A 12,053-nucleotide genomic window follows, 5' to 3' on the forward strand; every position below is an offset into this window, starting at 1 on the left:
CCATCCCGAAGGGGGGATAGTGGCGATTCGCCATCGTGCGCGTGCATTTTGAGAGAGGACAAAAACACACCATGCCGACCGAACTCGACAAGGATATCCATCGTTTCACCGCCGCCGTGACCGCCCCGGGTCAGATGTTCGAAACCCACGATATCGAACGGCGCGGCGTGATGATGCCGGCCTTCAAGAACGCTCCGCCCAGCCTCGCGCATTATTTCGCGCACTTCTGCAATGAGAAGAAGGACGAGCTTTTCCTCGTCGATGGCGATCTGAGGCTGACCTTCGGCGAAGTCTATGCCGCTGCGACTCATGTCGCGCACGGCCTTGCGACGAAGCATGGCGTGAAGAAGGGCGACCGCGTCGGTATCGCCGCGCGCAATTCCGCCAACTGGATGATCGCCTACATGGGCATCCTGATGTCGGGCGGCTGCGCGACCCTGCTCAACGGCTGGTGGACGGGCGAGGAAATGGCTTACGGCATCGACCTGTGCGATTGCTCGCTGGTCCTTGCCGACGCACAGCGTGCCGCGCGCTTCGAAGGCCAGGACATCAAGTCGAAGGTCGTGGTGTTCGACCATGGCGTTCCTGCCGAAGGCCTCGCTCCGGTATGGGAAGCGGGCGACACGGCGATGAAGATGCTGGGCGAAATCGGCCCGGACGACCTTGCCACCATCCTTTATACCTCGGGTTCGACCGGTCATCCCAAGGGCGCCTATTCCGACCACTTGGGCGTCGTGTCGGGGGTGATGAACTACGTCGCGCAGACCGCGATGATCCTGCAGATCCTCACCGAACGCGGCGATGCGCCGACCGTCCAGCCCTCCGCGCTGGTTGCGGTGCCACTGTTCCACGTGACCGGCGAAGTGCCGCTTTTCCTCCAGAGCTTCGCACTCGGACGCAAGCTGGTGCTGATGCCGAAATGGGATGCGCGCGAGGCGCTGCGTCTGCTCGACGAAGAAAAGGTCACCTATTTCGTCGGCGTTCCGCTGATGAGCTATGAAATGGCCACCCACCCGGAACGCGACCAGTTCGACCTGTCGAGCTGCAAGAGCTTCGCCGCCGGCGGCTCCGCGCGCCCGCCCGAACACGTGAAGAAGATCAAGGACGCCTTCCCCGAAGGTTTCCCGCTGCTGGGCTATGGCCTCACCGAAACCAATGCGGTGGGCTGCGGCAACCTCAACGAAAACTACATGGAAAAGCCCGGCTCCACCGGCATGCCGTCGAAACCGCTGGTCGACATGGCCATCCTCGACGATGACGGCAACAAGCTGGAACAGGGCGCCGTGGGCGAGGTCTGCATCCGCTCGGTCGCGAACTTCCTCGGCTACTGGAAGAACGAGGACGCGACCGCTTCGGCCTATACGGACGATGCCTATTTCCGCACCGGCGATTTGGGCTATCTCGACGCGGACGATTATCTCTTCATCGTCGATCGCAAGAAGGACATCATCATCCGCGGCGGCGAGAACATCTCCTGCATCGAGGTGGAAGAGGCGATCTACGCGCATGACGCGGTGGCCGAATGCAGCGTCTTCGGCGTGCCCGACGAAAAGTTCGGCGAAATCCCGGCGGCGGTCTATTTCACCCACCCCGGCAAGAATCTGAGCCCGGAAGAACTGCAGGGCTTCCTCGCCGAGCATATCGCCAAGTTCAAGGTGCCGCAGTACGTCTTCCGTTCGGACGACCACCTGCCGCGCCTCGGCACGCAGAAGGTCGACAAGCGCACCGTCAAGGCGACCTTCGCCAAGGACCTCGTCTCCAGTTGAGCGAACCGCAGATCCCCGACCGGCGCGCGATCATCGATCGCAAGGCGCTCGCCTCTCGCATAGAGGCGCTGGCCGGGGAGCAGGGCGCCAAGGCGCGCCCGCAAGTCGTCGCCGCGCTGAAAGAGGCACTTGAGGCAGGCCGCACGGAAATGGAGCGGCGGCTGGAGGCGAGCCCGTCCGCCGGCCACGCTATTGCGGGCGGCTATTCCTTCCTCGTCGACCAGCTCGTGCGGATCATCCACGAGTACGTCACGCAATACGTCTATCCAGCTGCCAACCGGTCTTCGGGCGAACGGCTCGCGGTCATGGCGGTGGGCGGATACGGCCGGGCGGAAATGGCCCCGCATTCCGATGTCGACATCGCCTTCCTGGTCGGCGAGAGACGCAACGCATGGTGCGAACAGGTGGTGGAGGCAATGCTCTACCTGCTGTGGGATCTCGGCCTCAAGGTCGGCCATTCCACCCGCACTCTGGACGAGGCGATCAGGCTGGCGAAGGACGACCTGACCATCCGCACCGCGCTGCTCGAAGGACGCTATGTCTGGGGCGACCGCGACCTTTATTCCGAAGGCGAGCGGCGCTTCACGCTCGAAGTCGTCAAGGGCAACGAACGCGCATTTCTCACGCAGAAGCTGCAGGAGCGCAACGCGCGTCACAAGCGCATGGGAGACAGCCGCTATGTCGTCGAACCCAACGTCAAGGACGGCAAGGGCGGCTTGCGCGATCTCCAGACGCTCTACTGGATCGGCAAGTTCATACACCGTGTGCGCAGCGCGTCGGAACTGGTCGAAAGCGGGCTGCTGACCCGTAACGAATACCGCACCTTCCGCCGCGCCGAACGCTTCCTGCTTGCAGTGCGCTGCCACATGCACGCGATCACGGGGAGGGCGGAAGACCGCCTGACCTTCGACCTGCAGCGGCGCGTGGCGGAGCGGATGAATTTCGCCGACCGTCCGGGCAAGTCCGCGGTCGAGCGGTTCATGCAGTTCTACTTCCTCCAGGCGAAACACGTCGGCAGCCTGACCGGCGTGTTCCTGGCCCATATCGAGGACGATCTGGCCACCCGCGCAGCGCGCAGCGGCTTCTTCGCAACCTTCCGGCAGAAGGCGCGCGAGATCAAAGGCTATCGCGTCTTCGGCGGGCGCATCGCAGCGCCATCTGACGACTATTTCCGCAAGGACCCGGTCCGCCTGATCGAGATTTTCCAGATCGCCGAGGCAGAGGGGCTGGAAATCCACCCGGAAACCATGCGCCAGGCCGCCCGCGACGCGAAGCTGATCGACCATGGTGTCCGCGAGGACAAGCGCGCCAATGCCCTCTTCCTGGACCTGCTGTCCGGACGCAACGATCCCGAAACGGTCCTGCGCTGGATGAACGAGGCGGGCGTGTTCGGCCGCTTCGTGCCCGATTTCGGCAAGGTCAATGCGCAGATGCAGTTCGACATGTATCACCACTACACCGTCGACGAGCACACCATCCGGGCCATCGGGCTCCTCAGCCAGATCGAGAAGGGCGAACTGAAGCAGGACCACCCGCGCGCGACCCGCCTGATCCACAAGGTCGCCTCGCGCAGGGTCGCCTATGTCGCTGCGCTCCTGCACGATATCGCCAAGGGTCGCGGCGGCGACCATTCGGTCCTCGGTGCGGAGGTCGCCCGCGAATTGTGCCCCCGCTTCGGCTTCAGCGAAAACGAAACCGAGCTGGTGGCATGGCTGGTCCTTCACCACCTGCTGATGAGCCATACCGCGCAAAAGCGCGACCTGACCGATCCCAAGACGATCGAGGATTACGTGGGCGAGGTGCAGAGCATCGAACGCCTCCGCCACCTTGCGATCCTGACTGCGGTCGATATCCGCGCGGTCGGCCCGGGGACCTGGAACAGCTGGAAGGGCCAGCTGCTCGGCGAATTGTACGATGCCGCGTCCGAGCGTTTGCGGCTCGGCCACATGCGGCACGGGCGCAAGGAAAAGGTTGCTGCGAAGAAGGCGCAGGTGGCCGAAATGTTGGGCGGGAAGGGGCACCTCGTCGCGGAGCTTGGCGACACGTTCGACGATTCCTACTGGATCGCCGAACCGCTCGACATCGTCGCGCTCAACCTCGTCCATTATGCCGCGGCGCGCGAGCTCGACCATGCGCTATCGGTGCATTGCGAATTCTACGAAGCGCGCGGGGCCACGCTCGTCACGGTCATCGCCGCCGACCACCCCGGCCTGTTCTACCGGATCGCGGGCGGTATCCACCTGGCGGGCGGCAACATCATCGACGCGCGCATCCACACGACGCGGACCGGCTGGGCGCTCGACAATTTCCTGGTGCAGGACCCGCACGGCGCCCCGTTCCGCGAGGAAGGACAGCTCGAACGGCTCAAGACCTCTATCGCCGATGCGCTGGCGAACCGCGTCGATCTTGCGCCAAAGCTCGCCCAGCGTCCGCTGCCGCACAGCCGGTCGAAGGCGTTTGACGTCAGCCCGCGCGTCCTGTTCGACAACAAGGCATCGAACCGCTTCACCGTGATCGAGGTCAATGCGCGCGATCGCCCCGCATTGCTCAACCGGCTGGCCCGCGTGCTGTTCGAAAGCCGCCTGGTGGTCCATTCCGCGCACATCACCCATTACGGGGAGCGGGCCGTCGACACCTTCTATGTGACCGACCTCACCGGCGGGAAACTGGTCGAGGGAGAGCGCCAGAACACTATAGAGGCGCGGCTGGTCGAAGCGGCAGGTGATGCAATGCAGGCACGGTTGGAAGACGCATGACGGGTGTTCGACGTTTGATAGTTGCGTTTTGCATAGCGATTCGCCATCGAAAATTTCGAGAGAAACACAGAGGAGAGGTATTCCCATGAGGAAAACATCAGTATCGTTGCGTACGCTTGCCGTTCTGGGCGCAGGTCTTGCACTTGCCCCGCAGGCGGCACTTGCCCAGTCGACCGCCGATGAAGGCGACATGGTCGAAAATGCCGATGTCGAGCAGGATATGCCCGTCATCATCGTGACTGCGCAGGGGCGTGCCCAGGTGCTGGCCGATGTCCCGGTGGCAATTTCGGCAGTTTCGGCCGAAACGCTTGAGAATTCCGGCACCAGCGACATTCGCGAACTGAACCAGGTCGCCCCTTCGCTGCTCGTTTCCTCGACCGGCAACGAAGCCAACGGCTCGGCCCGTATCCGCGGTATCGGCACGGTGGGCGATAACCCGGGCCTGGAAAGCTCGGTCGCGGTCTTCGTTGATGGCGTCTATCGCTCGCGCTCGGGTAATGCCCTCTCCGAACTCGGCCCGCTCGACCGGATCGAAATCCTGCGCGGTCCGCAGGGCACACTTGGCGGACGCAACTCCTCGGCCGGCATGCTCAACATCTTCACTGCGGCGCCCAGCTTCGCATTCGAAGGTCACGCAAGCGCCAGCTACGGCAATTTCGACGCGCTTCGTTTCGAAGCCGGTGTCAACGCGCCGCTTTCTGACACTGTCGCCGCGCGCGTCGACGGGGTCTATTTCCAGCGTGACGGCTTCTACACCGACGTCACCAACGGCGTCGATGTGAACAACCGCGACCGCTACCTCGTGCGTGCACAGGCGCTGTTCGAACCGAACGACGATATCAGCTTCCGCCTGATCGGCGACTATTCGAAGAAGGACGAGGCCTGCTGCGCCGCCACCTTCGTGCAGCCCGATTTCGCCCAGTACGCGCGTGTTTCGCCGGGCCTCGATCCGTTTGCGCAACCCGTCGGAGCAGCGCCGGCGCTGACCAGCACCGACAATCCGATCGTCAACGTCCTGCTCGGCCTCGGACAGGATCCGCGTGCGCTTACCCAGTCGACCTTCAACCGCAACATCTACCCTACGGCCGGTCGCAGCTATGCTGGCGAGACCGAGGATTACGGTATTTCGGGCGAACTCAACTGGTCGTTCGGCAATGTGAACCTGACGTCGATCACGGCCTATCGCGAATATGCGAACACGCAGGGTTCGGATACCGACTACACGACGGTCGACATTCTCTACCGCGCCCCCGGCGACGATGCCGGCGCGCGTGAATTCGCGACCTTCACACAGGAACTGCGCCTCAACGGCACGGCCTTCAACGACAAGCTCGACTGGCTGGTCGGCGCTTATTACGCGAACGAAGACCTGCAGACGCGCGACAACCTGCGCTTCGGCAACGATTACGGCACGTTCGTGAGTTGCCGTATCGCGCTGGCCGTCAACCCGGCGCTGGTCAATCCGGCGGCGCAGGACTGCCTCGGCCCGGTCGGTCGCGGGGCCCTTCAGGCTGCCAATGGCGGTGCCGGTGCCTTCGGCGCAGCGACCCCGGCGATCCTTGCCGGTATTACGAACCTGTCGAACGTCAACGACCTCGGCGGTACGGGCGATGTGTACAACCAGACCAGCGAAAACTTCGCGATCTTCACGCACAACATCTTCCACATCACCGACACGCTCGATCTGACCCTCGGCCTTCGTTACACCAACGAAACCAAGGACTTCGACGCGACCTTCAGCAACGACAACGTGATCTGCCCGCAGAACCGTGCGCTGCTGTCGAACTTCCTCGCCGTTCCGGCATTGGCAGGTCTTGCAGGCGGCCTGATCGCACTGTCGTGCCAGGGCAACTCGACTGCCGAACTCGACGGTGTCTCGATCGCGAATTCGCGTGACGAAGACAAGCTGACGGGTACGGCGATCCTGAGCTGGAAGCCGATCGACGACTTGCTGGTCTACGGCTCGTATTCGCGCGGTTACAAGGCCGGCGGTTTCAACCTCGACCGTTCGGCTCTGGGCAACCCGGTGACCTTCAACGTGGCGAACATCGATCCGGCCTCGCTCCAGTTCGACGAGGAAACGGTCGATGCCTATGAAATCGGCATGAAGTATTCGGGCCGTGGCTGGGGGGTCAGCGTCGCTGCCTTCCGCCAGGAATTCAGCAACTTCCAGCTGAACACCTTCAACGGCTCGGTATACCTGGTGCAGAACATCAACGGCTGCTCGACCAGCCTGAACGGCGGTGACAGCGATGCCAGCGCCGCGACCGGTGTCTGCGATGCCGACGATGTGAGCCCGGGCGTGGTTTCGCAGGGCTTCGAATTCGAAGCTTCGCTGAGCCCGATCCGCGATATCACGATGACCATGGGCATCACCCACGCCGACACGCGTTATGCGGACGATGTGGTGGGCAGCGACCAGGGCGATCCGCTCGATCCGGCGCTGCGCCTGCTGCCGGGTGACAATATGTCGAACGCACCCGCCTGGGTCGGTACCAGCTCGTTCACCTGGACCCCGCCGATCGGCGACAGCGGCATGGAGGGCCTGTTCTTCATCAACGCCCGCATGACCAGCGATTACAACACCGGTTCGGACCTGCTCTACGGCAAGGAACAGGACGGCTATATCCTGGTCAACGGCCGCGTCGGCCTGACCAATATCGCCGACCGTTTCGCGATCGAAGGCTGGGTCCAGAACATGTTCGACGTCGACTATTCGCAGGTCGCGTTCAACACGCCGTTCGTGGCTCCGCAGCAGACCTACTCGGCCTTCCTCGCCGAGCCGCGCACCTACGGTGTCACGGTCAAGGCCAAGTTCTAAACTCGGCGCCGGTCACGGCAAACAAGGAGGGGCGCTGCCGGAAGGCGGCGCCCTTTCCTTTTGCAGCCGGTAAAGGTGATCAGCCCCGGGCGCCGAACAGCGCCGTGCCGACGCGGATATGCGTTGCACCCAGCATGATGGCGGTCTCGTAATCGCCGCTCATGCCCATGGAGCGTCCCTCAAGCCCGTTGTCGCGCGCCAGCTTGTCGAGCAGCGCAAAGAAGGGTGCGGGTTCGATATCGGCAGGTGGTATGCACATGAGGCCCGCAAGCGGTATGCCCGCCTCGCGCGCCTGACCGATGAGGTCTGGCAGGTCCGCGATCGCGCAGCCGCCCTTCTGCTCTTCCTCGCCGACATCGACCTGGATGAAGCAGTCGGGGCAACGGCCGGTCTTCTCTCTCGCCTTGGCAAGCGCCTTGACCAGGCTCGGCCGGTCGAGCGAATGGATGACATCGAACAGCTCAGCCGCGTCCTCCGCCTTGTTCGACTGCAATTGCCCGACGAGGTGCAGCACGGTGTCGGGATAGGCCTCTTTCAGCGCAGGCCATTTGTCCTGCGCTTCCTGCACCCGGTTTTCGCCGAAATGGCGCTGACCCTGCTCGAGCAGCGGCTCGATCCGGTCGGCCGGATGGGTCTTGCTGATCGCGATCAGGGTAACCTCGCCGGGTTCGCGCCGCGCGCGCTTGCAGGTGGCGGCGATCTTCGATCGCACGGTTTGAAGAGGAGAGTCTGCCTTTTCCATGAGGCCGCGCTATAACGTCCCTATGTCTGCGCGCCAGTCCCTGCCCCTGCTTTGGCTGCTTTCCGATGCCCGCAACGATGCCGGGCTGGAGCAGGCCTTGCAGGTATTGCCCAAGGGCTCGGGCTTCGTGTTCAGGCATTATCACTTGCCGCCCGAAGAGCGACGCGCGCGCTTCGATGCCTTGGCAGCGCTGGCCCGGTCGTGTGGTCACCTCGTCATCCTATCCGGGGAAGAGGACTGGGGCGCGGATGGGCATTATGGCGCGGCCGAGGCGCTGGGTTCCGGCCTGCGCCTTGCGACAGCCCATGATGGCGATGAATTGCAGGAGGCAATCGCCAAGGGGGCGGACGGTATCTTCCTCTCGCCTGTTTTCCCGACCAACTCCCACCCAGGCGCGAAAACGCTCGGAGTCTTCGGCTTCCGCGTACTGGCGCAGCAATCGCCCGTGCCGGTCATCGCGCTGGGCGGAATGAATGCTAAGCGGGCACGCGAGCTCGACTGGCCGCGCTGGGGCGCGATCGACGGACTCGCCTCGACGAAGAGCGCTTGACCTCGGACTCGCCGAGGATTCATAGTGTTTCCCACACGACGGACGGAAGGAATGACAATGGCCACGCGCGCTGGCGCAAAACCCGATTGGCGGGCGGCGTTTCGCCGTTCCCTGCGCCGTGCGACGCATATGGCGGGCGCGGGCCTGCTGCTGGTCCTGCTGGTCTTCCTGACGCTGGCGCTCGCCAGCTACACGCAGACCGATCCCAGCGCCTCGACGGCCGCATCGGGCACGACCATTTCCAACTGGATGGGGGCGAGCGGCGCCTGGGCGGCAGAGCGGGCCTATTTCTTCTTCGGCCTGCCGGCGCTGCTCCTGCTCCCGCTGATCTGGATTTCCGCACGCCGGTTGTGGACCGGGGTCGAGGATGCGGACGAGGAAGAAACGCCGGGCCGGTGGTGGGGGCCGTTCGGCCTGTTGCTGGTCGCGATGCTGCTTCTCGGCACCGTCGTCAGCCTGATGTTCGAAAGCAGCCCGGGGCCGTTCCCGGCGGGAGGGGGCGGTCTTGCCGGGCTCCTCGGTGCAGGCGGCATCGACGCGGTTGCGACCCGCTTCGGCGGGGACTTTTCCGGCTGGATTACCGGCGCCCTCGGCCTCGTTGCGCTGGGCGGTGGTCTTGCGCTGGTGACGAAGGTTTTCGCGCTCGACTGGGGCCAGTTCTTCACCTTGCCGAAGATCTTCGAACGGAAGGAGGTCGAGACCGATATCGACCTGCCGCTCGTGCCGAAGAAGACGAAGCGCGCACGCCGCAAGGCCGAGGATATCGACGACGAAGAAGATGAGGACACGCCGCGCGCCCCGCGTCGCTCGCCCGAAATCGCCGATCCCAAGCCTGCGCCCGTCCGCTCGCAGCCGGCCAAGGCCAAGCAGCGCGACATGTTCGCGAATTACCAGCTGCCGAGCCACGATCTGCTCGACGACCCGCCCGAACACGCCGTGCAGAAGCTCGACAAGATCGCGCTGGAACGCAATGCCCGCCTGCTCGAGAACGTGCTCGACGATTTCAACGTGAAGGGCGAGATCACCGCCGTGCGCGCGGGTCCCGTCGTGACCATGTACGAACTGGAGCCTGCACCGGGCATCAAGGCCAGCCGCGTGGTCGGCCTTGCCGAAGACATCGCCCGCAACATGAGCGCGATCAGCGCGCGCGTGTCGCCCATTCCGGGCAAGACCGTCATCGGTATCGAACTGCCCAATGCGGATCGCCAGATGGTCAGCTACAAGGAGCTGTCGACGTCCGCTGCTTTCGTCGATTCCAGGGGCAGCCTGCCGATGATCCTGGGCAAGGACATCGGCGGCGAACCGATCATCGCCGACCTCGCAGCCATGCCTCACTTGCTGGTCGCAGGTACGACGGGTTCGGGTAAGTCGGTCGGCCTCAACGCAATCCTGCTGTCACTGCTGTACCGCTTCACGCCGGACGAGTGCCGCCTGATCCTGATCGATCCCAAGGTCCTCGAGCTGAAGACCTATGACGATATTCCGCATCTCCTCAGCCCGGTTGTGACCGAGCCTGCCAAGTCCGTCCGGGCATTGAAATGGGCGGTCGAGGAGATGGAGAAGCGCTATCGCATGATGTCCAGCGTGAACTCGCGCAATATCGCGGGCTTCAACGAGAAGGTGAAAGCCGCCGCTGCCAAGGGCAAGCCGCTGGGCCGCCGCGTACAGACGGGTTTCGATCCGGAGACGGGCGAAGAACTCTATGAAGAAGAGCAGCTCGATTACGAACCGCTGCCGCTGATCGTGCTGATCGTCGACGAATTGGCCGACCTCATGGTTACCGTCGGCAAGGAAATCGAAGTCCTAATCCAGCGCCTCAGCCAGAAATCGCGTGCTGCGGGCATCCACCTCATCATGGCGACGCAGCGTCCGTCGGTCGACGTCATCACCGGCGTCATCAAGGCCAACCTGCCGACCCGTATCAGCTTCAAGGTGACGAGCCGCATCGACAGCCGCACCATCCTTGGCGAACAGGGCGCCGAGCAGCTGCTGGGCAAGGGCGACATGCTCTACAAGCCCAACACCGGCGCGATGATCCGCGTCCACGGACCCTTCGTGTCCGACGAGGAAGTCGAGAAGGTCGCCGATCACTGGCGCGCGCAGGGCAAGCCCGACTATGTCGATGCCGTTACCGAAGAGCCGGAAGACGGTGGCTTCAATTTCGAGGACGATTTCACTGCGTCCGACAATCCGGACGAGCGCAAGTACCGCCAGGCCTGCCAGATCGTGATCGAGAACCAGAAGGCGAGCGGAAGCTGGCTCCAGCGCCAGATGGGCGTCGGCTACAACACGGCAGCCAAATGGATCGAGCGCATGGAAAGCGAAGGGCTGGTCGGGCCCGCCAACCACGTCGGCCGCCGCGAGATTTACCGCGACCAGGACGGCAATCCGCTCTGATCCGGATAAGGACTTGACCGACACGAGAGCCTCCGTATGATTACACATGTAATCGTAAGGAGGGTTTATGGATTTGCGCGTTTCCGTGGCTTCGGCCGTGCTGGCAGGTTTTCTGGGTTCCTGTGCTTCGATACAAGCGCAGCCTGCCGACCCGATTGAGCCGCAGATGATCCCGATCAAGGGGGGCGAATTCTTCCTCGGCTCGCCTTCCTCGCAAGAAGGGCACCAGGCTGACGAGGGCCCCCAGCTCGCTGTGACGGTTCCCTCCTTCCGGATTTCCAGGTTTGAAGTCACCAGGGGCCAGTATCGCGCTTTTGTCGAGGCGAACGGTTATTCGTCCGATACGCCCTGCCTCGTCATGGGAGAGGACGGCCGCTGGTTCCACGATCCCGACGCGTCTTGGGAAAACCCGGGTTTTGCGCAAACTGATGATCATCCTGTCGTGTGCGTTTCATGGGCGGATGCAAAGGCCTATGCCGCTTGGCTCGGCGAACGAACGCAAGGCGCAGGATACCGCCTGCCGAGCGAAGCCGAGTGGGAGTTCGTTGCCAAGGCCGGCAGCACCTCGACCTATTGGTGGGGCGAGGACGAAGAGCGCTTCTGTTCCTACACCAATGGCGCCGATGCTACGGCTCGTGCCCTCTATCCGGAATGGGATCGCGCGGGAGAATGCGATGACGGGTTCGCCTACACTGCGCCGGTCGGCACTTATGAAAAGCCCAATGCCTTCGGCGCGCAGGACATGATCGGCAATGTGTGGGAGTGGATGGCCGACTGTTACACGGGGACGCATTCCGACGCGCCGCGCGACGGGGGTGCGGTCGAGATGCCGGATTGCGAGAAACGCGTCATGCGCGGCGGTGCGTGGGATTTCGGATCTTTCTACCTGAGGACCGCCTATCGCGGGGCGTGGGACGGATCGCAGGCTTTCTCCAACCTCGGCTTTCGGGTGGCGGCGGACCAGCGCCCGTAATTCGAAGCGCCGATAGGCTGCGGCCGCAAATTTTCCCGCGACGGGCAC

7 protein-coding genes are annotated in these 12,053 nt (G+C 63.6%); 6 read left to right on the forward strand and 1 reads right to left on the reverse strand.

What is annotated here, in order from left to right:
- Positions 1–71: 71 nt before the first annotated feature.
- The 3 genes from K3179_RS06445 (at position 72) to K3179_RS06455 (ending at position 7,343) form a co-directional block, all read left to right on the forward strand.
- Positions 72–1,766 (forward strand): class I adenylate-forming enzyme family protein, encoded by a 1,695-nt coding sequence (locus K3179_RS06445; protein WP_221563203.1) that lies wholly within the window; start codon positions 72–74, stop codon positions 1,764–1,766.
- Positions 1,763–4,522, forward strand: a complete 2,760-nt coding sequence (locus K3179_RS06450) for a [protein-PII] uridylyltransferase (RefSeq protein WP_221563212.1) — start codon at positions 1,763–1,765, stop codon at positions 4,520–4,522. The genes K3179_RS06445 and K3179_RS06450 overlap by 4 nt, the downstream gene beginning before the upstream one ends.
- 85 nt (positions 4,523–4,607) lie before the next feature.
- The gene (locus K3179_RS06455) at positions 4,608–7,343 is read left to right on the forward strand and encodes a TonB-dependent receptor (RefSeq protein ID WP_090476657.1); all 2,736 of its coding nucleotides are present in this window, start codon (positions 4,608–4,610) and stop codon (positions 7,341–7,343) included.
- Between the two features lie 79 nt (positions 7,344–7,422).
- Here the strand turns inward: K3179_RS06455 and K3179_RS06460 are convergent, their stop codons facing one another.
- Entirely contained in the window at positions 7,423–8,085 is a 663-nt protein-coding gene (locus tag K3179_RS06460) for a YggS family pyridoxal phosphate-dependent enzyme (protein ID WP_221563214.1), read from the reverse strand.
- Positions 8,086–8,107: 22 nt separating this feature from the next.
- Between K3179_RS06460 and K3179_RS06465 the strand changes: the two genes are divergently transcribed.
- The 3 genes from K3179_RS06465 to K3179_RS06475 all read left to right on the forward strand — a co-directional run bounded on the left by K3179_RS06465 (position 8,108) and on the right by K3179_RS06475 (position 12,005).
- A complete protein-coding gene (locus K3179_RS06465; RefSeq protein WP_247712896.1) occupies positions 8,108–8,635 on the forward strand; it encodes a thiamine phosphate synthase in 528 nt (175 codons plus the stop codon).
- 57 nt (positions 8,636–8,692) lie between these two features.
- Positions 8,693–11,032, forward strand: coding sequence for an FtsK/SpoIIIE family DNA translocase (locus K3179_RS06470; RefSeq protein WP_221563225.1), 2,340 nt, complete (start codon positions 8,693–8,695; stop codon positions 11,030–11,032).
- 67 nt (positions 11,033–11,099) lie between these two features.
- On the forward strand, positions 11,100–12,005 hold the full coding sequence (locus tag K3179_RS06475) for a formylglycine-generating enzyme family protein (protein WP_221563227.1): 906 nt from the start codon (positions 11,100–11,102) through the stop codon (positions 12,003–12,005).
- Positions 12,006–12,053: the final 48 nt, after the last annotated feature.

This window comes from Qipengyuania intermedia, from assembly GCF_019711615.1.
Classification (GTDB): Bacteria; Pseudomonadota; Alphaproteobacteria; order Sphingomonadales; family Sphingomonadaceae; genus Qipengyuania; species Qipengyuania intermedia.

Bases quoted from the DNA above. Each gene is read 5' to 3' on its own strand.
- K3179_RS06445 (WP_221563203.1), top strand. From the start codon at position 72: ATGCCGACCGAACTCGACAAGGATATCCATCGTTTCACCGCCGCCGTG.
- K3179_RS06470 (WP_221563225.1), top strand. From the start codon at position 8,693: ATGGCCACGCGCGCTGGCGCAAAACCCGATTGGCGGGCGGCGTTTCGC.
- K3179_RS06455 (WP_090476657.1), top strand. From the start codon at position 4,608: ATGAGGAAAACATCAGTATCGTTGCGTACGCTTGCCGTTCTGGGCGCA.
- K3179_RS06475 (WP_221563227.1), top strand. From the start codon at position 11,100: ATGGATTTGCGCGTTTCCGTGGCTTCGGCCGTGCTGGCAGGTTTTCTG.
- K3179_RS06465 (WP_247712896.1), top strand. From the start codon at position 8,108: ATGTCTGCGCGCCAGTCCCTGCCCCTGCTTTGGCTGCTTTCCGATGCC.
- K3179_RS06460 (WP_221563214.1), bottom strand. From the start codon at position 8,085: ATGGAAAAGGCAGACTCTCCTCTTCAAACCGTGCGATCGAAGATCGCC.